Origin of the sequence: Streptomyces sp. NPDC059788 (genome assembly GCF_042732265.1) — a bacterium.
GTDB lineage: Bacteria > Actinomycetota > Actinomycetes > Streptomycetales > Streptomycetaceae > Streptomyces.
Window position 1 is genome coordinate 101,485 of sequence record NZ_JBHWHY010000009.1, and the last position, 22,275, is coordinate 123,759.

General features: G+C 70.1%; 22 protein-coding genes and 2 pseudogenes. 9 read left to right on the plus strand and 15 right to left on the minus strand.

What is annotated here, in order from left to right:
• Nucleotides 1-344: 344 nt before the first annotated feature.
• A pseudogene (locus tag ACFV57_RS10450) lies at nt 345-680 on the minus strand (Lsr2 family protein).
• Between the two features lie 159 nt (nt 681-839).
• Here ACFV57_RS10450 and cutA point away from each other — a divergent pair.
• Nucleotides 840-1,163 carry a divalent-cation tolerance protein CutA gene (gene cutA, locus ACFV57_RS10455; RefSeq protein ID WP_385228293.1) on the plus strand — a complete coding sequence of 108 codons (324 nt, stop codon included), beginning with the start codon at nt 840-842 and terminating at the stop codon, nt 1,161-1,163.
• Between the two features lie 3 nt (nt 1,164-1,166).
• Here cutA and ACFV57_RS10460 read toward each other — a convergent pair whose 3' ends face one another.
• Nucleotides 1,167-2,042 (minus strand): hypothetical protein, encoded by an 876-nt coding sequence (locus ACFV57_RS10460; protein ID WP_385228296.1) that lies wholly within the window; start codon nt 2,040-2,042, stop codon nt 1,167-1,169.
• A gap of 627 nt (nt 2,043-2,669) precedes the next feature.
• Between ACFV57_RS10460 and ACFV57_RS10465 the strand changes: the two genes are divergently transcribed.
• From ACFV57_RS10465 to ACFV57_RS10490, 6 genes are all read left to right on the plus strand, one after another.
• Nucleotides 2,670-3,110, plus strand: coding sequence for an ATP-binding protein (locus tag ACFV57_RS10465; protein ID WP_385228564.1), 441 nt, complete (start codon nt 2,670-2,672; stop codon nt 3,108-3,110).
• Nucleotides 3,111-3,167: 57 nt separating this feature from the next.
• Nucleotides 3,168-3,482, plus strand: a complete 315-nt coding sequence (locus tag ACFV57_RS10470) for a hypothetical protein (RefSeq protein ID WP_385228299.1) — start codon at nt 3,168-3,170, stop codon at nt 3,480-3,482.
• 316 nt (nt 3,483-3,798) lie between these two features.
• Complete coding sequence (locus ACFV57_RS10475) at nt 3,799-3,933, plus strand: hypothetical protein (RefSeq protein ID WP_385228302.1); 135 nt, start codon at nt 3,799-3,801, stop codon at nt 3,931-3,933.
• Between the two features lie 39 nt (nt 3,934-3,972).
• Nucleotides 3,973-4,542 (plus strand): NUDIX domain-containing protein, encoded by a 570-nt coding sequence (locus tag ACFV57_RS10480; protein ID WP_385228305.1) that lies wholly within the window; start codon nt 3,973-3,975, stop codon nt 4,540-4,542.
• A 339-nt stretch (nt 4,543-4,881) separates the two neighbouring features.
• On the plus strand, nt 4,882-5,028 hold the full coding sequence (locus tag ACFV57_RS10485; protein WP_385228308.1) for a hypothetical protein: 147 nt from the start codon (nt 4,882-4,884) through the stop codon (nt 5,026-5,028).
• 6 nt (nt 5,029-5,034) lie between these two features.
• Nucleotides 5,035-6,222, plus strand: coding sequence for a methyltransferase domain-containing protein (locus ACFV57_RS10490; RefSeq protein ID WP_385228311.1), 1,188 nt, complete (start codon nt 5,035-5,037; stop codon nt 6,220-6,222).
• Nucleotides 6,223-6,596: 374 nt separating this feature from the next.
• Here ACFV57_RS10490 and ACFV57_RS10495 read toward each other — a convergent pair whose 3' ends face one another.
• The 10 genes and pseudogenes from ACFV57_RS10495 to ACFV57_RS10540 form a co-directional block, all read right to left on the minus strand.
• The gene (locus ACFV57_RS10495; RefSeq protein ID WP_385228314.1) at nt 6,597-7,100 is read right to left on the minus strand and encodes an NUDIX hydrolase; all 504 of its coding nucleotides are present in this window, start codon (nt 7,098-7,100) and stop codon (nt 6,597-6,599) included.
• Between the two features lie 7 nt (nt 7,101-7,107).
• Nucleotides 7,108-8,319: a CHAD domain-containing protein gene (locus ACFV57_RS10500; protein ID WP_385228317.1), complete on the minus strand. Its 1,212-nt coding sequence runs from the start codon at nt 8,317-8,319 to the stop codon at nt 7,108-7,110.
• A complete protein-coding gene (locus tag ACFV57_RS10505) occupies nt 8,303-10,585 on the minus strand; it encodes an RNA degradosome polyphosphate kinase (protein WP_385228319.1) in 2,283 nt (760 codons plus the stop codon). Before ACFV57_RS10505 ends, ACFV57_RS10500 begins: the two co-directional genes overlap by 17 nt.
• Before the next feature lie 380 nt (nt 10,586-10,965).
• The gene (locus tag ACFV57_RS10510; RefSeq protein WP_385228322.1) at nt 10,966-11,994 is read right to left on the minus strand and encodes an ABC transporter permease; all 1,029 of its coding nucleotides are present in this window, start codon (nt 11,992-11,994) and stop codon (nt 10,966-10,968) included.
• A 218-nt stretch (nt 11,995-12,212) separates the two neighbouring features.
• A pseudogene (locus tag ACFV57_RS10515) lies at nt 12,213-13,184 on the minus strand (ABC transporter ATP-binding protein); the annotation flags it as partial.
• Nucleotides 13,185-13,299: 115 nt separating this feature from the next.
• On the minus strand, nt 13,300-13,776 hold the full coding sequence (locus ACFV57_RS10520; RefSeq protein WP_385228325.1) for an ATP-binding protein: 477 nt from the start codon (nt 13,774-13,776) through the stop codon (nt 13,300-13,302).
• A gap of 3 nt (nt 13,777-13,779) precedes the next feature.
• Entirely contained in the window at nt 13,780-14,667 is an 888-nt protein-coding gene (locus tag ACFV57_RS10525) for an MEDS domain-containing protein (protein WP_385228328.1), read from the minus strand.
• 214 nt (nt 14,668-14,881) lie between these two features.
• Nucleotides 14,882-15,082: a DUF397 domain-containing protein gene (locus tag ACFV57_RS10530; RefSeq protein WP_385228567.1), complete on the minus strand. Its 201-nt coding sequence runs from the start codon at nt 15,080-15,082 to the stop codon at nt 14,882-14,884.
• 163 nt (nt 15,083-15,245) lie between these two features.
• Entirely contained in the window at nt 15,246-15,446 is a 201-nt protein-coding gene (locus ACFV57_RS10535; RefSeq protein ID WP_385228331.1) for a DUF397 domain-containing protein, read from the minus strand.
• Nucleotides 15,443-16,279 carry a Scr1 family TA system antitoxin-like transcriptional regulator gene (locus ACFV57_RS10540; protein WP_385228334.1) on the minus strand — a complete coding sequence of 279 codons (837 nt, stop codon included), beginning with the start codon at nt 16,277-16,279 and terminating at the stop codon, nt 15,443-15,445. The genes ACFV57_RS10535 and ACFV57_RS10540 overlap by 4 nt, the downstream gene beginning before the upstream one ends.
• A 233-nt stretch (nt 16,280-16,512) precedes the next feature.
• Between ACFV57_RS10540 and ACFV57_RS10545 the strand changes: the two genes are divergently transcribed.
• Nucleotides 16,513-16,914: a hypothetical protein gene (locus ACFV57_RS10545; RefSeq protein WP_385228337.1), complete on the plus strand. Its 402-nt coding sequence runs from the start codon at nt 16,513-16,515 to the stop codon at nt 16,912-16,914.
• Nucleotides 16,915-17,183: 269 nt separating this feature from the next.
• Here ACFV57_RS10545 and mshD read toward each other — a convergent pair whose 3' ends face one another.
• On the minus strand, nt 17,184-18,131 hold the full coding sequence (gene mshD / locus ACFV57_RS10550) for a mycothiol synthase (RefSeq protein WP_385228340.1): 948 nt from the start codon (nt 18,129-18,131) through the stop codon (nt 17,184-17,186).
• Nucleotides 18,132-18,266: 135 nt separating this feature from the next.
• On the opposite strand from mshD, the gene ACFV57_RS10555 reads away from it, so the two are divergent.
• Nucleotides 18,267-20,132, plus strand: coding sequence for a bifunctional metallophosphatase/5'-nucleotidase (locus ACFV57_RS10555; RefSeq protein ID WP_385228343.1), 1,866 nt, complete (start codon nt 18,267-18,269; stop codon nt 20,130-20,132).
• 65 nt (nt 20,133-20,197) lie between these two features.
• Here ACFV57_RS10555 and ACFV57_RS10560 read toward each other — a convergent pair whose 3' ends face one another.
• Nucleotides 20,198-20,974: an META domain-containing protein gene (locus tag ACFV57_RS10560; protein ID WP_385228347.1), complete on the minus strand. Its 777-nt coding sequence runs from the start codon at nt 20,972-20,974 to the stop codon at nt 20,198-20,200.
• A 143-nt stretch (nt 20,975-21,117) separates the two neighbouring features.
• Nucleotides 21,118-22,188, minus strand: coding sequence for an META domain-containing protein (locus ACFV57_RS10565; protein WP_385228350.1), 1,071 nt, complete (start codon nt 22,186-22,188; stop codon nt 21,118-21,120).
• Nucleotides 22,189-22,275 lie beyond the last annotated feature (87 nt).

Sequence of the window (22,275 nt, forward strand, 5' to 3'; positions counted from 1 at the left end):
CGCGGCGCCGAAGCGGACCTTTGTTCGGCTGCCAGGCGACGCTGTTCCTCCAGAGAGGCTTCTGCGGCGAGTGCGGACCTTGTGGCCGCATCAGCGGACCGCCGACCATCTTGCCGCGCCTTGTAGCTGATCAAGAGTGCCCCGCTACCGGCGACGAGTGCCGCCCATGCTGGTACATCCCCCCAGTCCATGGTGAAGATTCTAGCCATTGGCACCGGGGCGGACACGGCTATCGGAGGCAAGTGCTGATCCTGCTGTGCAATTGGCGAGCCCTCATCAGCGCAGTGCCTGTACGTGAAAAAGCCCCTCACGGTTGCGAGGGGCTGGTGATCTGTTTAGACAGATCAGCTCGCCTTAACGTAGGCCTCGCGGATCTCGGCCGGGACGCGACCGCGGTCGTTGACGTTGTAGCCGTTCCCCTTGGCCCAGGCCCGGATCTTCGCGGTGTCGCCACCACTGGCCGGCTTGGCCTTGCGCGCTCCGGTTGCGCCCGTGAGGCGGCCTTGACGGCGGCCGGCCTTCAGGAAGGGGCCGATCGCCTCCAGCAGCTTGTCGTAGCTGTCGGGACCGAGGTCGATTTCATACGCCACGCCATCGAGGGCGAGAGAGTGCGTGGCGGCCTTCGAGGATTATTCCCCCGTGAGGTCATCCGTGTAGATGGTGATGATTATCTGGGCCATGGCGCGAGTGTAATTCCCAGAGCACGGCGAAGGGGCCATTTGCTTGAAGCGGGCGCTCCTAAGCTGTCCTGGCGAACGTCCGGCTGGCTCAAGCGGCCGGGACCTCAGCTTGATGTACCGCTCTACTGCGCTGCCCTTCCTGCCTCTAGGCTCTCGGGCATGACGAACAGCGACTACGCCGTAGTGATCACAACTACCGACTCTGAGGACAAGGCTCGCACCCTCGCGGGCGCCGTCGTGAACGAGAAGCTGGCTGCGTGCGCCCAGGTCTATTCCATCTCTTCTGTTTACCAGTGGCAGGGAAAAGTTGAGGAGGAACAGGAGTGGCGTATCGACTTCAAGACCCGCAGCGCCCTTGTCGATGGTCTGTCCTCGTTCATCGCTGAGCACCACGACTACGACGAGCCAGAGATCATCGCGCTGCCGATCACGGGCGGCTCCCCTGGCTACCTCAGCTGGGTGTCAGCCGAGACTCGGAGCTGACCATCAGGTGACAGCGGCGCGGATCTCCTCTCGCAGGCTCCGCGCCGCGATGCTGTCCGGCAAGGCCCCCCCAAGTTCCCTCATCCGCACATCGACCATAGTCACACCAACATAGTTGTGCTCCAAGGCAGTGCTGAGCGCCTGTCGGGCCACCACCACCCCTCGATCCGCCTCTCCCGTTGTCAGATGAGCCATCGCAGCATCGCACAGGACTGCCACGTTGACCTTTGGGTTCCCTTCGTCCAGGTGCCCCAGAGAATGCTTCGCCTGCATGACGGCCTCTGGGTGCCGAAGCCGCGTGTACGTCGACACCGCCATTGAGTCGAGGCGTGCAGGCCGCAGGAAACGCACCCACGGCTGCTCGGCCTCTGGGGTGGCGAACTGATAGGCGGTCCGGGCGCGCTCAAGGGCTCGTACCGCGGCATGGCCCGCTCCAATTCGAGCGTGCTCTTCAGCTTCCCGTGCTGCCGTCCATGCGTGTGCGGTGGCGTAACCCGGCCCCTTGACGCACTGCTGAGCCTCACTGAGCATCTGAGCGGCTTTCGCGGGGTTGCCGGCACCGTAGGAGGCATAGGCCAATGCAAGCGCCTCCAAGGGTCGATGCCCACTCTCCCTGGCGGCATCGCGCACTGTTCGGTAATAGTGGGCGGCGTCTTCGTAATCGCCGCGGTCCCATGCTGCCCACCCGGCAAGCGCTGCCGTCTCGCCAGCCGTGATGATCAGTTCCGATCGGTGTCGGCCAGCACGCGGAATAGCTGACGTGATGGCATCCAGATGCGCCGCGATCCGCGCGGACAGCAAAGGAGCAGGTACATGCTCCTCGTCGGCATACAGCTTGACCGTCGCCCCCACAAGGTGACGTGCGGTCGTGGCGTCCACGTTTCCGCCTGAAAGCGCGGCAGCAAACCTCCCCCATGGCTCCGCTGCCATGCCTGCGGCCACGGTCGCAGTCCCCAAGAACTTCCTTCGGTCCACCTTTCCCTCCGTACTGTCGTCTCCCTGCAAGGAGAGCTTTTCCAGCCTGCGTTGCCGTCGGGACGCACTGGCGGCTCTGCTGAGCAAGTCGGCCGGCACGGCGAATGAGTCCGCCATGTGCCCACGCCAATACGGCCCAGGGATGACCCCCCGCTCCCAGTCTGAGACCTGGAACCGGTCGACGCTGCGCCCAGTCCGGCGGTTCAGTTCATCAGCTTGTTCCCGTTGGGAGCGCCCTGTCCTCTCGCGAAGTTCCCTCAACAGCGGCCCGATCTCGTGCTCCCGCACAGTCCCCGCCCCCTCCGCATCTTCCGACCGGTACGGCTCGTAGAAGCCAACAGCAGAAGCCAACAGCAAGATACGCCCAACACGAGACCTACTCCCCGCAGTTGTTCCCTGGCGTTGACTGGTCAGAGCCTCCAGCCGGTTGCAACGTGCATCAACCGGCTCCGGAGGCTTGGAGGAGAGCGCTCGGCCCTGCCCCCCGACAGGGGTGAGTGATCCACCGTCCGGAGGGGAGACCCCGTGACCATGACCGCGACCAGACCTAACGCGACCGGCGTCCCCGGCTACAGCGAGACCCTGCTGTGCAAGCCGGAGTCCGTCCGACGCGCCCGACGGCTCGTTGACACGGCCTTGGACACATGGGGGCTCGACGCCTTGATCGATGAAGTGTCGGTGGTTGCCTCTGAGCTGGTGACCAACGCCGTGCAGCACTCGAAGTGTCGCCGTCTGCGGTTTCGAGTCAGCCGACCAGCTCACGGCCGGGTACTCGTCACCGTCACCGACAGGTCTTTCGCCCGGCCCATCCTCCGGGCGCCATGCGCGCAGGACACACACGGCCGCGGTCTGATCCTTGTCGCCGAGCTGGCCGACCGCTGGGGGACCAAACGGCGCTCCTTCGGAAAGAGCGTTTGGGCTGAACTGGCCGCCGAAGTTACGTCGAACCCTTGCCCCCCGGCCCCTCTCTGATGACGCAAGGGAGGGAGGGGCCGGGCTCGACCTGACCAACCAAAGGGCTGCGAGGCAGTGGACGTTTTCACATTCTGGACTCTCAAGCGCATCCGCTCTTACATCGGTATGCGGCGCCGGTACGACCGCTACGACTGGGTTGACTCGCTCGCCGAGCAGTCTTGTGACCCGGACCGCCCCGTCATGCGCTCAACCATCCGCTGCACGCTTCTCGGCTTCCAGGCCGAGGCCGGCGGTGCGACCGGCTTTGCAGCCCTGAAGGCCCTTCGGCGCGAACACCCTGTGGTAGCGCACCTGATCTACACGTACTTCGCCGTACTGGCGTTGTCGATCACCCTGTGCTTCGCTCTCATAGGCCCGCGGATTCGGTGAGCAAGGTGAACCCCTTCGGGCGCCGCGCACCGGCCCTTTCGCTGTCGAACGAGGAATGCAATATTCGGCGACTCCTCGCCCCGCCGAAGCGCTCACTGCTCGACCGCCTTTGCGCAGCTCTCTTCGCGGCCGAGGAATGGTGGCACCGACACGTTTCGGATCGCGAGCTGTACCGAGTCCTAGATCAGGCCCGGCTGCGGACCGACTTGGGCGCTCGCACCGAAGCCGATCCGGAGGACGTGCCCTGAAAGGAAGCCGATCCGGAGGACGTGCCCTGAAAGGGCATCAGTTGCCCGAGTCGCCCGACGACGGTGACGTGCTCGACCTCATCGGTGCCATCGGCGCCGGTATCAACGCAGCCAGGGACGAGGCCCTGTCGCCCGAAGATCGGGACCTCGCCCAAGGGATGGCAGACAGCCTCTCGGCTCATCTGCGTGACAAGACCAACTGACTGAACGCATCCGCACCGATCGCAACCGAAGAGACGCACATGACGCACTCGGACATTCCTCACGGCCAGCAGCCCCGAACACGGGTGGGGGCCCTGTTACTGCTCACCGACGCAGAAGGCCTCCTGGTTCTGATCCAGCCCAGGTACAAGGCAGGCCTTTTCCTCGTCGGCGGGGCTCGACATGCAGACGAGTCCCCGCGCGAAGCGGCGCTTCGCGAAAGCCGGGAAGAGGTCGGCCTCGAAATCGTTCCGGGTCGCAAGCTGCTCGACTACTACTCACCTCCGAACCCGAAGACCGGGGCGGAGGCCGCCGTCAACTACGTCTACGACGGCGGTGTCCTGGACGAAGGCCAGCTCGACTCGATCACCCTGGCTGTCGAAGAGGTACTGGCCTGGGATCGCGTCAGGGAGTCGCGGCTCGATCTCTTCACCACGGAACCTCACGCTGTGATCATCCGCGCCGCCTTGGAGGCACGGCAACTGAACCGCTGCTTCGACCTGGAATTTGCCCGTACCGCCCTGGGTGGCCTGACCCTGCTGCATCAGCCCGAAGGTTACGACGACACCTCGGCCGCGCAGGTGGCGCGACGCGACATAGGCGCGGTGTGATGCGCGACGTAGACGGCGTCTCAGCCACAGTATGCGGCGCGCCGACATTCGTCGCTGCTCTCACCTTCCCCTTTCTTGCCGCCACCTACTGATCAACTTGTAGACCCCCGTCTCCTGTCGCGCCTGCCCTCCGGCCCCGGCGTGGCACTGCGGCAGGAGACGGGCCTCAAGAGTCCCCTTGCGCCGTCCGGCCTTCGCATGGGGATCAGGGGACACCGGTGCCGAAACCGCGTACACGGTCCGGTGCCCCGTCCGCCCGGCCGTGCCTTTCTGAGCATGAGGTCCGACGGCCGGGCGGGTTACGGCAATACTCAATCCAGCTCCGAAGGAGAGAACCCCATGGGTGGACAGCACGGCGGCGGAACCGGCGCCGGTCAGGGCGGCAGCCAGCAGGACGACAGCAACAAGGGAGCCGGACACGGCGGTGGCGGCACCGACGAGGGCGGCAACACGTCCGACGGCTCCGGCCCCGCGACCGGCAAGTAGGCGCACGTGACAACACGCACAGAGGAGGCGGGCCCTTCGCGGCTCGCCTCCGCGCTCGTAGAAGCGGGCGCCCTGACTGCCGACTGGCTGCCTTCGTTTCAGGCGGTCCCCCGTGAGCTGTTCGTGCCTGACCGCATCTGGCCGGGCATCGCGGACGGCACCCGACAGAACGCGCTGGTGGACCGCGCCAAGGACCCTAACGCGTGGTTCCAGGCGGTGTACTCCGACATCCCTCTCACGACGCAGTGGGACGACGGCCGGCAAGCCGGTGACGAACCGGGGGTCACGCCCTCCAGCTCGAATTCCATGCCGCGCATGGTCTTCTCCATGCTCGCCGACCTGGACGTTCGAGAAGGGCAACGCGTCCTTGAAATCGGCACGGGCACAGGCTGGAACGCAGGTCTGCTCGCCCACCGGCTCGGCGGCACACAGGTGGTCAGCATCGAGTACGACGCAGGCGTAGCCAAGGACGCCGACGAAAACCTACGGCGCGCCGGTCTGTCCCCTGTGGTCATCGTGGGCGACGGCCGCCTGGGCTACCCCGGCGGCGCCCCGTACGACCGGGTCATCGCTACCTGCTCCATCAGGAAAATGCCCAGGACCTGGGCTCGGCAGACCCGCCCCGGCGGGGTCGTCGTCGCCCCGTGGGCAACCGAGTACGGCGGCGAGCACATCGTGCGCCTGGTAGTCGGTGACGCCGGAACAGCGAGCGGCCCTTTCACCCGCTCCAGCGCCTTCATGCGCCTGCGGCAGCAGCGCACGGAACGCCCGCCCTTCGCCGCCTACCTCAAAGGCCAGGAGTGGCCCGCGGACGGCACGAAGAGCACAACCACGCTTTCCCCCGCTGATATCGGTGGGTGGCTGCAACAGTTCGTGATCGGGCTGCAAGTGCCCGGGGCGTTCTGGCGGGCCGAGCGGTACGCCAACGGCTCCTACACGCTGTGGACCTACAGCGCCGATACACGATCGTGGGCATCGGCGGACTACGTACCGAACGCCGATACGTACGAAGTCGTCCAGTCCGGCCCGCGCAGACTGTGGGACGAGACGGAAGCCGCCCACCGCTGGTGGGAAGAGAACGGCCAACCCGACTTCGACCGCTTTGGACTCAACGCGGACGAGTACGGCGAGTGGGCATGGCTGGACTCCCCGGACTGCCCGGTGCCTCTTCGCAACTCTGACAAGAGTGCGTGAACGCTGCACATAGCGGACGGCCGCACGTCCGTCCTCCGAGACGTGCGGCCGACGTAGACGTATTTCCGACGGAGGCCGTCGGACAGAAGCCCGCCCTGCCCCTACCAGAGTGACAGCGACTTTACTGATCTTGTTCAGCCGCCCGTCGAACCACACCTGAGTGACGAGAATGACCCTGCACAGGGCCCAGGGCCTCCTGTGCAGGGTCTTTGTGGGGGGCGTACGCAGGTCAGGCAGCCTTGACGCCCCCCAAGCCGTCAAATAGTGCCTCAAGGTGCCGCGTTGCTCTTGCGCGGGCTCTGGGGCGCGCTTCAGCTCGGCCGCTGTCCAGTCGTCCGTTTCGACTTGAGTTCGGCCGCTGCCCCCGCCCACCGCTACCGTGCGCTCCCCCGCCCCGCACCCCGCAACGCCTCCAGCAACGCGTCCACCAGTTCCCTGTCCCTCTCCTGCGTCAGAATCCGGCGCGCCTGCTCCGGGGGGAGCCACAGCAGGCGGTCGACCTCCAGGTTCGGGTCGAAGGAACCGTGGGTGGCTTCGGCGGCCCAGTAGCGGACTTCTTTGGGGCGGCCGCCCGCCAGGTAGTGGGAGGCGGGGAGTTCGACGCCGGGCCGGCACTGCATGCCGGTTTCCTCGGCGACTTCCCGGAGGGCGCCCGCGAGCCAGTCCTCGTCCCGTTTGAGTTTGCCTTTGGGGTGCGACCAGTCGTCGTACTTCGGACGGTGGACGAGGGCGATCTCCAGCCCGCTGTTCGTGGCGGAGAACGTGGCCGTGTACGTGTACGTGTCCGTGTCCGTTGCCGCGTCCGTGGCCGTTGCCGTGGGGGAACGGCGCCACAGGACGCAGCCCGCGGCTCGGATGGGTTTGGCGGGTGCGGTCATGGCTCCGTCATCCCTTTCGCGCCGGTGGGCCGGTCTCGGGTGCCGGGGCGGGCAGCCACACCCGGCCGAACACGAAACGGGCGGCCTCGACTTCGTGGCGCTGGTCGGCGTGGAGGACGCCGAGCGCGTAGGCGGTGGCCGGGGCGATGCGCGGGGTGCGGGCCGCGGTGGCCGCCGCCGAGGCCGCCTCGGCGGCGTCGCGGTGGCGTTCGAGGGCCCGGCCGGCCTCGGCGAGACGGGGGTCGGTGTCGTCGGGGTCGGTGATTTCCCGGGCGTAGCGGCTGAGGCGGGCGAGCAGGCGTACCTGGTGCCAGGGAGCGTCCTGCCGGGGGTCGGCGGTGAGCGCGTCGGCGTTGTACGCGTGTCCGGCGCGGGCGAGCGGCAGGGCCGCGACGCCCTCCGCGAGGAGCCGGTGGGCCTGTTCGGCCAGCGGGACCAGCACGTCCTCGGCGGGCCGGTCGGCCGCCGGGGCGAGCGGGGCTTCCGAGGCGAGTACGGCGACGGCGTCGGCGACGGCGTGGAAGCGGGAGGAGCCGAGCGCCTGAAGGGCGGCGGAGTGCGCGCGGGTACGGGCGAGGGTGATCTGCCGTTCCAGCAGGGCGCCGGCCCGTGCGGCCCCGGTGGAGAGCATGGCGTCGGCCTCGGCGGCGTCCGCCGCGTCCCGCCCGGAGCCGACGGGCGGGACGTCGAAGGGGGCGGTGGAGGCGGGTGCGCCACCGGTGCCCGCGCGGGTGGCGCCCGGGTCGCGCTCGGCCCGCCCCGTGAGCCGCTGCAACGCCCCCATCAGCCGGTCCAGCCGCTCCGTACTGGCGTGCTCGCGGGCCAGCGTGCCGGACAGCCAGGCCAGTTCGCCCCGCAGGTGGTCGGCCCATTTCTCGTCCGTGAGCGGGCGGAAGGTGTGCAGCGCGCCGCCGATCCGCCGGGCGGCGGAGCGCAGTTGGCGGGCCGCCTCGCGGGTGCCTTCCGCGTCCGGGCCGCTCTCGCGGTGGTAGCGCAGGCTGCGCAGGAAGTCCGCCGCCTGGTGGTGCAGGTAGGCGGCGAGGACTTCGCGGGCGGTGCGTCCGGTAAGTGCCGTGCCACCGGCCGGGTACGGGCGTGACCGGCCGCCGGGGCGTACCGGCGCCCCGGCGCGTGCCGGGCCGTCGGCCACCGCGGCAGGCGCGCCGCCGGGCCCGGCGGGCTCGTAGCGGAGCGGGGGAAAGTCATGTCGCTGGGCCACGCCGGCGCCTCCGGGCGTCTATGAGCTGTTCCTGTACGTTGCGCAGCGGCGCGCCGTCCGCGTCGACCGCGTGCCGGGTCCAGTCGCCGTCCGGTCCCAGGTGCCAGGACGAGGTGGCGTCCGAGGTGCCGGTTTCCAGCAGCCGGTTGAGGGCGGCGCGGTGGCCCGGGTCGGTGACCCGTACCAGTGCCTCGATCCGCCGGTCCAGGTTGCGGTGCATCATGTCGGCGCTGCCGAGCCAGACCTCGGGTTCGCCGCCGTTGCCGAAGGCGAACACCCGGGAGTGTTCGAGGAAGCGGCCGAGCACGCTGCGTACCCTGATGTGTTCGCTGAGCCCCTCGACGCCGGGCCGCAGCGCGCAGATGCCGCGTACCCACACGTCGACCGGCACACCGGCCTGGGACGCGCGGTACAGGGCGTCGATGACGGCCTCGTCGACCATCGAGTTGACCTTGACGCGTACGTAGGCGGGCCGGCCGGCGCGGTGGTGCGCGATCTCCTTGGTGATGCGCTGGACGAGGCCGTCGCGCAGGGACTTGGGGGCGACCAGCAGCCGCCGGTAGGTCTCCCGGCGGGAGTAGCCGCTGAGCCGGTTGAAGAGGTCGGAGAGGTCCGCGCCCACCTGGGGGTCGGCGGTCAGCAGCCCCAGGTCCTCGTACAGCCGGGCCGTCTTGGGGTGGTAGTTGCCGGTCCCCACGTGGGAGTAGCGGCGCAGCATCTCGCCTTCCTGGCGGACGACGAGCGAGAGTTTGCAGTGCGTCTTGAGCCCGACGAGCCCGTACACGACATGGCAGCCCGCCTCCTCCAGTTTGCGCGCCCACTTGATGTTGGCCTGTTCGTCGAAGCGCGCCTTGATCTCGACGAGGACGAGCACCTGCTTGCCGGACTCGGCCGCGTCTATCAGCGCGTCGACGATCGGCGAGTCGCCCGAAGTGCGGTACAGCGTCTGCTTGATGGCGAGGACGTCCGGGTCGGCGGCGGCCTGCTCCAGGAACGCCTGTACGGAGGTGGAGAAGGAGTCGTACGGGTGGTGCAGCAGCACGTCGCGGGCGCGCAGCGCGGCGAAGATGTCGGGCGCGGAAGCGGACTCGACCTCGGCGAGGTCGCGGTGGGTGCCCGCCACGAACTTGGGGTACTTCAGCTCCGGACGGTCCAGGGCGCCGATCCCGAACAGCCCCGTCAGGTCCAGGGGGCCGGGCAGCGGGTAGACCTCGGAGTCGGAGACCTTCAGCTCCTGGACGAGCAGGTCCAGGACGGCGGGGTCGATGGACTCCTCGACCTCCAGGCGCACCGGCGGCCCGAAGCGGCGCCGCATCAGCTCCTTCTCCAGGGCCTGGAGGAGGTTCTCCGCGTCGTCCTCCTCGACTTCGAGGTCCTCGTTGCGGGTGACCCGGAACATGTGGTGCGCCCGCACCTCCATCCCGGGGAACAGCTCCTCCAGGTGGGCGGCGATCACGTCCTCGATGGGTACGTACCGCTGCGGCGCGGCCTCCAGGAAGCGCGAGAGCAGCGGCGGCACCTTGACCCGCGCGAAGTGGTCGTGCCCGCTGACCGGGTTGCGTACGACGACGGCCAGGTTCAGCGACAGGCCGGAGATGTACGGGAACGGGTGCGCGGGATCGACGGCGAGCGGGGTGAGGACCGGGAAGATCTGCTGGCGGAACAGGGTGAACAGGCGGGCCTGTTCCTTTTCGGTCAGCTCCGGCCAGCGGATGAGGTGGATGCCCTGGTCGGCGAGTTCGGGCGCGACGTCCTGCTGGTAGCAGGCGGCGTGCCGGGCCATCAGCTCGCGCGAGCGGGTCCAGATCAGGTCCAGCACCTCGCGGGGCTGGAGGCCGGAGGCGGAGCGGGTGGCGACGCCGGTCGCGATGCGCCGCTTCAGGCCCGCGACGCGGACCATGAAGAACTCGTCGAGGTTGCTGGCGAAGATCGCCAGGAAGTTGGCGCGTTCGAGGAGCGGGGTGGCCGGGTCCTCGGCCAGCTCCAGCACCCGCTCGTTGAACGCCAGCCAGCTGCGCTCGCGGTCCAGGAAGCGTCCCGCGGGCAGTTCCTCGCCGTCGGCTCCCGCCGCGCCTGACTCCTCGTAGTCGTCCAGGTCGGCGTCGAGGTCGGGCTCCAGCTCGGGCACCGGCACGGCGACCGCGTGCGGGCGGTGCGCGGCTATGGAGCCGACCGAGGGCTGTGCGGACGGCGGCAGGTGGGGCGCCGTGCGGGGCGGCGTCGTGTCGGTCCGTTCCGTGGCCTGGGCACTGGGCTCCTGGTTCATGACCTTATTCTTCCGCGCCGAGGGCAAAGTGAGCCTGTCGGACGGAGTCGGTACGGGACGCAGACGGCGACCGGCGGCGTTCGGGACAGCGGGCTGCATTCAGTGATGCTCGCAAGCGACGTTGAATCACCGGTAACGCGGATGTGGCGCACAGGCAAGCGGGCAGCTACTCCCCGGTGTTTACATTCCCGTGTCTTGTGCTGCGAGGGGCGCGCCCCAGGGCGCACGATGGGGCGCGCGACTGCTCCGGCGTGCGCCCCCAGGCGTGGACAGGCGTGGATGTGCCCGCAGGACGCCCCCGGCCGCCCCGGCCTCCACAGTGGTCGGGCCGACGGCCCGGCCCCGGCCCCGGCCCCGGCCCTGGCTCCAGCCCCAGCGCTTCAGCGCCGCCGCAGCACCCGTGAAGCGACCAGCAGCAGCATCAGCGCCAGCACCACGGCCGCGCCCGCCACCAGTGCGGACTCCGCCCACGCCAGCGGCCAGTGGTGGGCGACCGGGTGACTGTCGAGGTAGGCACCCGTCACCCGGTGTTCGCGCAGGCAGGCCGCGTAACCGCGGCCGGCGGGGCAGCTCTCCTCCGGCAGCCGTTCGCCCGACGCGGTGAGCAGGCCGCCGCCCCGGTACCAGGAGTCGTCGGGCAAGTCGGAGGCGTCGGTGCCGCCGGACGCCGTCCGCGTCGTCACGGTGTCCAGCAGACGCGGGCGCACGGCGGCGAACACGTATGACCAGAGGCCGGTCAGCACCGCGGTGACCGCCACCGCGGGCACCGTGCGCCGCAGCACCAGCCCCGCCAGCACGCCGGTCACCAGCGCCAGCAGGCAGTACGCGACCGGGACCGGCCCGAGCGCGGCGAAGGTGCCGTACTGGTACCAGTACGCCCCGGAGACCTCGTCCGCGGCCGGCCGCAGACACCAGGTGACCAGCGCGGACAGGACCGGAGCCGTGGTCAGTACGAGCGCCAGGGGCACCGCGCACTTGGCGGCGAACCACCGCAGCGGGCTGACCGACTGCGTCCAGGCCAGCCTGTCCGTGCCGTTCTCCAGCTCCCGGGCGAGCAGCGGGGCGCCCAGGAACATGCCGGTCGCGGCGGGCAGGAGCAGCATGACCGTGGTGATCAGGTCGATCACCTGCCCGTATCCGGCGCGGAAGGCGATGACCGCGTCCTGGGTGCCCGCGCAGGCCGGGAGCCGGGAGATCTCCGGGCAGCCCGCGATGTGGTGGCTGTCGATGTAGCCGGCCATCCGCGCCCGCAGCAGCACGGCACCGGCCGCGAAGACGATCACGAGCACGGCGAGCACCCGGGCCGCCCACCGGTGCTGCCGCCAGACCAGCCAGGTCACGCCGCGCAGCGGACCGCGCCAGACCCGTACGGAGTGCCGGACGGCGGCCTTTGTCGTGCCGGTGCTCACGTCGTGCGGGACCCTTCGGCGGTACGGGCTTCCCCTGCGGTACGGGCCTTCTCGGCGTGACGCGCCTTCTCGCCGCTACGGATCTTCTCTCCGTTACGGGCCTTGCCCCCGTTACGGGCCTTGCCGATGCCGCCGGGTGCCCTGGCGGCATCCCCGGCGGCCCTGGCAGTGCCGGGAGCCCCGCCGGTGCCGCCGGACCCGGTGGGCGTGCCGGGCGCGTGGCGCGGGCCCGCCGCGCGGGGTTCGGCGCTCGGGGCGATCAGTGCGGGTGCCTCGGGGGTCCGCAGGTAGGAGAGCAGCAGCTCTTCGAGGGAGGGGTCGGCGGCCTCCCACGGCCCGGTGACCGGTCCCTGGCGCCGGACGAGGGCGGTGAGCTGCCGCCCCGTGACGCGCGACTCGATCACCGTGTGCGCGGCGATCTCCGGCGGCAGGCCGCCCCCGCCCGCGCCCCCGGCGGCACCCGCGGCCGCGTACGGGCCCCTCAGCAGCGTGTGGGCTCCGATCACGTCGTCGGCCTCGCCGGCCACCCGTACCCGGCCGTCCGCCAGGACCAGCAGGTAGTCGCAGACACCGTCCAGCTCGGCGAGGACGTGCGAGGACATCACGACGGTGGTGCCGTGCTCGGCGACCTGGGACATCAAAAGGCCCACGATCTCGTGGCGCACGAGGGGGTCGAGATCGGCCAGCGGCTCGTCGAGCAGCATCAGTTCGGGCCGTTTGGCGAACACCAGGGCCAGCGCGACGCGGGTGCGCTGCCCGGACGACAGGGTGCCGACGCGCACGTCCAGGGGGACGCCCCCCTCCCGTACGATCCGCTCGGCCGTCTCGCGGCTCCACCGGGCCCGGTTCAGCTCGTAGCCCATGCGCAGCGTCTCGGCGACGGTCAGCCGCGGGTACAGCGGCTTGTCCTGGGTGAGGATCGCGACGTGGGCGCGGCCCTGCGGGGTGGCCGGGTCGACGCCGAAGACCGTGACGGCGCCCTCGGAGGGCCTGCGCACCCCGGCGGCCAGCGAGAACAGGGTGCTCTTGCCCGCCCCGTTGGGGCCGACGAGGGCGCACAGGCGGCCGGCCGGCAGCCGGAAGGTGCAGTCGCGCAGGGCCCAGCCGCGGCGGACCCGCAGCCCGAGGCCGACCGCCTCGATGGCGGTGTGGCCCGCTATCCGGCTGGCGGGGTCGCTCTTGCGGCGCAGCACGCTTTCCCGCCCCTCCACCGTCTCCGGCCCCGCCAGTTCCACTAACGAGGTAGTGGAAGGGTCTGCCAAGCGTGTCGCGCCTGTCAACCCGGTAGGCCTGCGGTTTCCCGGCTCAGCGGGGCGGGTGCACCAGCCGTACGCCGCACGTGACGATGGCCCCCCGCGCCCCGCCGTCGGCCGGGCCGACCTCCAGCCCGTCCGTCAGCTGCCGCACCGTCCAGAGCCCCCACCCCGTGGAACGTTCCAGTCCTGGCGGGTGGTCGGGGATGACGGACGCGTCGAAGCCCGGCCCGCTGTCACAGACGCGGCAGCACACCAGGGAGCCCTCGCGGTAGAGCCTGAGCAGTCCGCCGCCTCCCGCGTGCCGGACGGCGTTGTCGGCCAGTTCGTTGGCGGACAGCAGCAGGGCGTTGTGCCTGCGCCCGGTCAGGCCCAGGCGTGCCGCGTACTCACCGAGCACGACGCGCAGCCTCGACAGGTCGGCCGAGGTGAAGTCGGCCTCCAGGCAGCAGTCGGCAGGAAGGCCGGCGGCCGGCCCGGGTGGCCGCTCCGGGCCCCCGGCGGCTCGCCCCTGGGTCGTCGGTCCCATGCGTCACTCGCCTTCCACGGTCAGCTGCGGGATGTCGAGCGCCCCCAGAAGCAGGAACGTGTGGGCGTGTATGCCGCCGCACCGGATGACGAGGTGTTTGGCCTCGTCGGCCGCGGCCAGCAGCAGGACGGCCCGGGCGCAGTAGACGTCCAGGAAGGACAGCTCGGTGAGGTCCAGGACGACGCGCGGCGCGGCCGAGTCCGCGACGCGGCGCAGCGCGTCATTGAACTCTTCGCGGGTGGACAGGTCGGCCTCGCCGACGAGCCGCAGCCCGTACGTGTCGCGCTCGCCGTCCTCGGTGAACGGGCGCGCGAGCAGCGTGCCGGGCCGTCTCAGCAGGGCCGTGGGGTGGCCGACCGCCGCCCGGCCCAGCACGTCGTCGTCGAACCTGGTCTCGTCGTACGTGCAGATCTCGGTGTAGTGCGCGTCGGCGAACAGGGGGTGGCAGCCCTCGCTCTCCCGCCACAGGACGCGTTCGATGTCGGCGCCGTAGGACGCGACCCAGGCCATGTCGATGGCGCTGCGGACCGTGGCGTACCCCTCGTCCAGCGCCTCCTCGACCTCCCTCCGCAGCCCGGCCATCTGCCGTTCCACCGAGATCGTCGCCGGCCGCCACATCTGGTCCATGGTGAGCAGCTTCAGCTGTCCGCACTCCAGCGGCGGTCCGACCGGCGGCCCGTACGCCTCCAGGTGCTCCAGCACGGTGGTCTCGGGCAGGGCGGGATCGGCGAACAGCAGGACCCGCTCGCCGCGGGAGATGCCGGTCTGCGTGAACGAGCCGATCGTGGCCCAGCGCGATTCCTCGTCGGTGTAGCTCGCGAAAGCGTGGTCCCCCGGCCGCAGACGCTCCACCGACACGATGCGGGCGTGCTCTTCGGCGTGGAAGGGCAAGGAAATCTCCTACGTCTGCCGCCGTTTCGGCCTGGCCGTCGTACCGAGTGCTGGCGGAGCACTCAGGCCGGAGGCTAGCGGGACGTACGGCTCCCCCGCCCCGGAATGCGGGACGGCGACACGCATCGATCACTGCGCGACGAACGGCGACCGGTTGTGTCCGCTGTACGGCTGGACGCGGCGCCCTGTACGCCGGGGTCTGTCACCGCGCAGGTCAGACGGCAGCTCGCCGGGCGAACTCGACCAGCCCGGCGAAGGCGGCGGAACGCAGCGTCAGGACCGGGCCGTACGGGTCCTTGCTGTCACGGACGGGGATCACGCCACGCGAGGCGACGAGGTTCGTGGCGACCTCTACGCAGTCGCCGCCGTTGTCGCTGTACGAAGACTTGACCCAACGGGGGGAAGAGGAATCGATCATCACGGGGTGCCCTTTCGCAACTGCTCGCTTATCGCGATCGGTTGTGTCCGCTGTACGGCTGTTCGCGACGCCCTGTCGCCGTGAAGCAGGAGGCAGGCCAGAGGGGCCCGCCGCTCCGGTGAGGAAGTGACCGGGTGCCCGAGCGAACCGGCCGCGCAGGTCAGACGGCAGCTCGCCGGGCGAACTCGACCAGCCCGGCGAAGGCGGCGGAACGCAGCGTCAGGACCGGGCCGTACGGGTCCTTGCTGTCACGGACGGGGACCACGCCACGCGAGGCGACGAGGTTCGTGGCGACCTCTACGCAGTCGCCGCCGTTGTTGCTGTAGGAAGACTTGACCCAGCGGGGGGATTCGGTGGTCACGGGGCGCCCTTTCGTACCTGCTCGATCATGGCCACGGATGCCGCCTGCGACAACGCTTCGGCCTGCAACTGATGGTAGGCCGTCAGTACGGGCACCACGGAGGCACTCTCCCGGTCCAGGTTTCCTTGCGCCTGCGATTCGGCGTAGCAGATCAAGGACCGGTCCGGCAGCGTCAACAGGTTGACGGGCAGGTCAAACGTGCGGCGCTCCCCTATCCCGTACGGCGCCACCTGCAACAGCGTGTTCGGCAGGTCGGCAAACTCGACCAGCCGGGCCAACTGCGCGTCCATGACGGCGGAGCCGCCGACCTGTCGACGGATACAGCTTTCGTCCATGGCCACGAACACCATGGGGGGCCGAGGCCGCTGCAGCAAGGCCTGGCGCTCGGCCAGGAACGCGACGCGCTCATCCGCCTGTTCAGGCGTGATGGCAGCCCGTCGCACGGCACTGTCCGCCAGTACGCGCGCGTACTCCGGCGTCTGCAGCAACCCGGGAATGATGCCCACGTTGTACAGCCGGATCTCCACCGCCCGGCCCTCGTACCCGACGTACTCCGGAAATCCTTCCAGCAGGCTGCCGTGCCTGATCTCGCGGAACCCGCGCTCAAACGTGTTCTCGGTGCCGGCCAGGCCCAACGCCCGGTCCACACTGCGCGAGAACGGAAGGGTCGGAGGCTTGCGACCGGTTTCGACCGCTGAAACATGCACACTGGAGTACCCCATGTGCCCGGCCAGCTCCTCCTGGGTCCATCCGCGCCCCTCGCGCACGGTGCGCAGACGCGCCCCATAAGCCGCCTGCGGGCTGCTGTCGGGATTCAACTCCTTGCGATTCAAAGACGGTCACCGACCTTTCATGCCGAATCGACAGGTTGAAGGGCCCCCGGCTACAGGCCACGCTGAATCCCGACGGTAGTGCAACCGCTACGGAGAGGAGTGGGCTTTGTTCCGGATGCCTGCTCACGGGCCACGTGGAGCTGGACGGCCCGGTACGCGCCTGTTCTCAGTCCGGTTGACGGACTCCGCGGCTTGATCGTGTTCCGGCGCCCCCCCACGAACGGTGACAACAAGTGACCCATTCCTACCCCGACTTCAACACCGGCCCCGGCCGGGAAGACCTCACCCGGCTCATGCGCTCATGCGGACAGGACGGCGTGCTCTTTTTGCGCACCAGTGGCGGCATTGACGCCGCCCTCGGCATCCCCCACCCCGAAGGCAAGCCCATGACCGCCTCCGCCCCCGTGCCCGCGCGCAGGGAAGTCCAGATCACCGGCATCCGGAAGCACGTCGCCGAATGCGTCACCGAGATCAACGGCGCGCGGTGCGGCGCCCGTTCCAGTGTCTGGGACACCGCCGTGCACCTGAACGTGTGGATTCTCGCTCACGCGGACGAGTACGAGCACGAGAAGTTCGTGAAGCACATGGAAGACCCGGTCAACGTCTACACCAAGCCCGCCGAGGGTCAGCCGTGAAAAAGGGCGCCACCCATCTCTTCAGAGGCCGGTGGAGGGCTCCCGTTTCCCAGCCCGGAACGGCCGTGCCGGCGGGCCCCCGGAGCCCGCCGGCACTGGATCATGGGGACGACGAGGTCCCTCCGACGCGGCGTTGCCGGGTCGGAGGAACCTGGGCCGGTCGTGCGGAGGACGAGGCGGCCTGTACGCCGGGTTCTGTCGCCGGGCCCGGTCCGGACCGCTCCCGGCCCGGACCACTCCCCGCCCGTACGGCGGCGTCCCCCGTGCCCTCACGTCTCCGTGCGGTACATCAGGTCCGTCTCGTGCGTGGTGAAGCCGAGCCGCTCGTACACGGTCACCGCGGGCACGTTGTCCGCGTCGACGTACAGCATCGCCGTCGGCACGCCCTGCGCCGCCAGGTGCCGCAAGCCGATCGCGGTGAGCGCCTTGCCGAGCCCGCCGCCCTGCGCGTCCGGGCGCACCCCGACCACATACACCTCGCCCAGGCCCTCGTCCGCGTGGATCTTGGTCCAGTGGAAGCCGACCAGCCGGCCCGCCCGCTCCGCGAGGAAGAAGCCCTTGGGGGCGAACCACGGCTCGGCCTTGCGGTCGTCCAGGTCGCGCTGGGTCAGCGAACCCTGCTCGGGGTGGTGCGCGAAGGCCGCCGCGTTCGCCTCCAGCCACGCCGCGTCGTCCGTGCCCGGCTGGAAGGTCCGTACGGTCACGCCTTCCGGAAGCGTCGGCTCCGCCAGCTCCAGACCGCTCAGCGGGCGGCGCATCTGCCGCAGCTCGCGGAAGAGTGTCATGCCGAGGGTCTGGGCGAGGTGGCGGGCCGCGGAGTGGCCGCCGTGCGCCCAGACCCGCAGGCGGCGGCCGGACTGCTCCAGCAGTCCGGTGCCCAGCGCGCGGCCGTGGCCGTGGCCGCGGTGCGACGGGTGCACGACCAGCTCGGCGGCCGGTGCCTCCACGGGGTCGGTGTCCTCCAGCTGCGCGTACCCGGCGAGCACCCCGGCCTCGTCGTCCGGCCCGCCCGGCACGTACAGCAGCAGGTGCCGTACGCCCTCGCGCCGCCCGCCGCGCAGCTGGAGCCGCCCCTGTTCGGACACGGCGGGCTGCCCGTCCGTCGCCGCGGCCAGCTCGATCAGTTCGAGTACGGCGGCGGCCGCGTCCGGCGCCGGCTCGTCCGCCACCTCGATCCGGCGGCCCGTCCGGCCCTTGTCCTGTGCTGCGTCAGTCATGCCTCGAAGCGTACGGCCCGCACGCCGGTACACCCGATGCACACCGGTCCGTCACCTGTCACCCCCTGTTCCGCTACGCGCGTTGACCGTAGGCTGCGTCCGCTCGGACACCTGCCCACAAGGGAGACCCTCCTCATGTCACCGAGACCGCAGCGGCGGCGCGCGACGCGCAGACTGACGGCCGGGGCGGCGGTGCTCGCCGCCGCCGTCGGCATCACGGCCGCGGCACCGGCCGGCGCCGAATCCGCCGCCACTGCCACCGCCGCCCACGCCCGCCACACCGGCCACGGGCACGGCCACGGCGGGAGCCACGGCCACGCCTCCCGCACCGTCGATGTGCAGCTCCTCTCCTTCAACGACTTCCACGGCAACCTCGAACCCCCGCAGGGCTCGTCCGGCACCGTCGAGGAGCTCCAGTCCGACGGCGGCAGGAAGAGGGTCGACGCGGGCGGCGTCGAGTACCTGGCCAGTTCGCTCCGTACGGCGCGCAAGGGCCACCCGTACTCGGTCACCGCCGCGGCCGGTGACATGGTCGGCGCCAGCCCGCTGCTGTCCGGGCTCTTCCACGACGAGCCGACCATCGAGGCCATGAACAAGCTCGGCCTGGACGTCACCTCCGTCGGCAACCACGAGTTCGACGAGGGCCGCGCCGAGCTGACCCGCCTCCAGAAGGGCGGCTGCCACCCGACGGACGGCTGCTACGAGAAGGGCAAGCGCTTCAAGGGCGCGGACTTCCCCTACCTCGCCGCGAACGTCACCGACGAGAAGACCGGCCGCCCGATCCTCAAGCCGTACACCGTCTGGAAGCACAAGGGCGTCAAGATCGGCTTCATCGGGGTCACGCTGGAGGGCACCCCCGACGTCGTCAGCGCGAACGGCGTCAAGGGCCTGAAGTTCCACGACGAGGCCGAGACCATCGACAAGTACGCCAAGGAGCTGGACCGGCAGGGCGTGAAGTCGATCGTCGCGCTCGTCCACGAGGGCGGGCTGCCCGCCTCCACCGCGTACAACTACGACTGCGACAGCCCGGGGCCGGGCAACGGGATCTCCGGCCCGATCGCGGAGATCGCCAAGAAGGTCACACCGAAGGTGGACGCGCTGGTCACCGGCCACACCCACCAGGCGTACGCGTGCACGATCCCGGACCCGTCCGGGATGCCGCGCACCGTCACCTCGGCCGCCTCGTTCGGCAAGCTCTACACGGACACGACGCTCACGTACGACCGCCGCACCAAGGACATCGTCCGTACGTCGGTGAAGTCGGCCGCCGCGCGCAACCACGTCGTCAACCGCACCCAGCCCAAGGCCGCGGACATGACCGCGCTCATCCAGCGCTGGAACAAGCTCGCCGCGCCGGTCGCGAACAAGCCCGTCGGCTACATCTCCGCCGACATCCCCGGCCGCGGCATGGCGTCCCCGGAGACGCCGCTCGGCGACCTGATCGCGGACGCGCAGCTGGAGGCCGCCAAGGCCGCCGACAAGGGCGGGGCGCAGCTCGCCCTGATGAACCCCGGCGGGGTCCGCGCCGACCTGGCGCACAAGGCGTCCGGGAGCGAGGGCGACGGCGTCGTCACGTACGGCGAGGCCTTCACCGTGCAGCCCTTCACCAACATGACCAACGTCGTCGGCCTCACCGGCACGCAGCTGCTGACCGCGCTCCAGCAGCAGGTCAGCGGCGCGAACGCGGCGTCCCCGAAGATCCTCCAGGTGTCGCAGGGGCTGACCTACACCCTGGACCTGACCAAGTCGGGCGCCGAGCGCGTGGTCAAGGACTCGGTGCGGCTGAACGGCGATCCGATCGATCCGGCCAGGACCTACCGGGTCGCCATGAACGAGTTCCTGGCCGGGGGCGGTGACGGCTTCGCCGTCCTCAAGGAGGGCAAGGACAAGTACGTCGGGCCGTCCGACCTGGACGCGCTCACCGCGTACCTCACGGCGCACTCCTCGGCGACCGCGCCGCTCGCGCCGCCGAAGGCCGACCGGATCTCGGTCGTGAAGTAACGGGCGGGAGTTGTACGGGCGCGGCCCGGCGGGAGGCCTCCCGCCGGGCCGTATGCCTAGGGGCGTCAGCTCTTGGGCTTGGCGCCCGCGACGAATCCGATGGCGAGGTTGTGGTACGGGTACGTGCTCGCGGTCAGCCAGTCCGGGCCCAGTTTGTAGCCCACCGTCTGGTCGAACCGCTTGCGTACCTCTTCCTCCGTATCCATCACCGCTTTTGAACAACGCTTGTCCGTGATCGGCTCGGCCTGGGAGAACTTGATGGTCTCCGGGCCGACGTCGGCCTTCCCCCGGTAGTCGTTGCAGCCGAAGCTCCCGTGGAAGGTGCCGTCCTCGCCGAGGACGAAATACACCCTGCCGATACCCGGCGCCCGGTCGCCGATCCCCCACTCCTCGTCGCTGTAATCGAGCTTGCTGATGGTCCATTCACTGCCGACGAGGGGGACGGGGCGGTTCTTGTGCAGCACGAGTTTCGACCCGCGCGAGTCGGTCAGATTCACCCAGGAGTAGTTAGTGGTGATCTTCAACTTGCCGTTGAGGACCCGCTGAACGTCCTTCTCGTAATCCAGGTGCCGCGCGTCGCAGTTCTTCCCGCCGCCCGGGCCCGGCAGGGTCTCCCGGTCCCGCACCGTCACCGTGTCGCCCTTGATGTCGGCCTTCGCCCGGAACTCATGGCAGCCGAAATTCCCGGACGCATGGCCGGCGCCGTCGAACTTGACCCAGGCCGCACCGCGCGGCGCCCGCTCCAGGCCGCCGCCCTCGATGGACACCTCCCAGATGTCCCAGTGCGGCCCGGCCAGCGGCAGCGGGTTCTCGTCGTCGGTGGCCGAGGAGACGGGCGACACGGGCGAAGCCGCCCTGCCGGTCCCGCCCGGGCTTTCCTGTCCCCCCTGGCCCCCGCGGTCCGTGCCGCAGCCGACGAGCCCCGCCAACAGGACCGCGGACACCAGCACCCCGCACTGCCGCCCTCTCCCGCTCCGCGTCCATATCACTTACGCTCGCCCTCCTTCTTCGCTCTCACCTTGTCCCCCGTCTTCGCCCTGAATCCGCCGGACATGAGAGGCGTATCGGTGTCGGTTTCCACGGACACGGCATCGTGCCCCATGGAGTAATCGGCGTCCTTGCGGAATACGTCCAGCAATCCCGCCTCCACACTCTTGGAAGGCTCGTCGCACGCACGGTCGGTCGTGGTGGCCGCCTCCGAGAACTTGACGGTCCGCTCGTCGGTCTCGGCCTTCGCCGCGAAATCGTTGCACCCCAGGCTGCCGTGCACGGTGCCGTCCTTGCCGAAGACGACATACACCTCTCCGATGTCCGGGGCGGCATCCGTCGTCAGATACTGGGTGTCACCCGAGATGAGCGTTTCCACGGTCCATTTCGTGCCGATGAGCGGCGCGGGACGACCGCGCTGCAACGAGAAGCCGTCCTTGCGGTCGTTGACGAGAAAGGACGATTCCCCCGACGGCCCGGGGCCGGCCCGCAGGCCGCCGCGCAGGAGCGTCTTCATGTACTTCTCGAACGTGGTGCGCAGGCGGTCGCAGGTCTGCTCGCCGCCCTCGGAAAGGGAGGAAGCGACCGTGGCGGCGGGGGCGATCTCCTCGGACACCCGGACCTGACCGATGCGCACCCGCTTCCCGGCGACCTCGGCATCGGCCCGGAAGCGGTGGCAGCCGAGGCTGCCCTCGGCGTGGCCGTTGCCGTCGAACGTGATCCAGGCCCCGCCGTGCGGCGGGGCCGTCACGCCGTCGTCGAGGCGCAGCCGCTCCACGTTCCAGTGCGTCCCGGTGAACGCGGCGGTGGGGCGGGGGCGTTCCGGCTTCGGGGCTCCGGTGTTCGTGTGCTTCGTGTCGTCGGCCGTCGTGTCGTCGGCCGTCGCTTCCGCGGTCCGCGTGGCCTCGGACGGCGTGTTCCCGGTGCCGTCCCGCGCCCCACAAGCCGGCAGTACGGCGACCAGCGCCACGGCTCCGGCCCGGACGACGGCCCGGCACCCCCGTCTTCGCCACAACTCCCTCGTCGCCATCAGTCCGCACCCCCTCCCCAATCGTCCCACCCATACCATTCACCACCCTCTCAATCCGAGCCACTCCAGGGAACCCGCCCGCACCCTCCGGCACCCCGCCGCGTTGACCGGAACGAAGAGCGCGCC

What these genes read in the sequence shown, in the direction of transcription:
- cutA (WP_385228293.1), top strand. Translation starts at nt 840, where the DNA reads ATGACGAACAGCGACTACGCCGTAGTGATCACAACTACCGACTCTGAG.
- ACFV57_RS10465 (WP_385228564.1), top strand. Translation starts at nt 2,670, where the DNA reads ATGACCGCGACCAGACCTAACGCGACCGGCGTCCCCGGCTACAGCGAG.
- ACFV57_RS10480 (WP_385228305.1), top strand. Translation starts at nt 3,973, where the DNA reads ATGACGCACTCGGACATTCCTCACGGCCAGCAGCCCCGAACACGGGTG.
- ACFV57_RS10485 (WP_385228308.1), top strand. Translation starts at nt 4,882, where the DNA reads ATGGGTGGACAGCACGGCGGCGGAACCGGCGCCGGTCAGGGCGGCAGC.
- ACFV57_RS10495 (WP_385228314.1), bottom strand. Translation starts at nt 7,100, where the DNA reads ATGACCGCACCCGCCAAACCCATCCGAGCCGCGGGCTGCGTCCTGTGG.
- ACFV57_RS10505 (WP_385228319.1), bottom strand. Translation starts at nt 10,585, where the DNA reads ATGAACCAGGAGCCCAGTGCCCAGGCCACGGAACGGACCGACACGACG.
- ACFV57_RS10520 (WP_385228325.1), bottom strand. Translation starts at nt 13,776, where the DNA reads ATGGGACCGACGACCCAGGGGCGAGCCGCCGGGGGCCCGGAGCGGCCA.
- mshD (WP_385228340.1), bottom strand. Translation starts at nt 18,131, where the DNA reads ATGACTGACGCAGCACAGGACAAGGGCCGGACGGGCCGCCGGATCGAG.
- ACFV57_RS10555 (WP_385228343.1), top strand. Translation starts at nt 18,267, where the DNA reads ATGTCACCGAGACCGCAGCGGCGGCGCGCGACGCGCAGACTGACGGCC.
- ACFV57_RS10565 (WP_385228350.1), bottom strand. Translation starts at nt 22,188, where the DNA reads ATGGTATGGGTGGGACGATTGGGGAGGGGGTGCGGACTGATGGCGACG.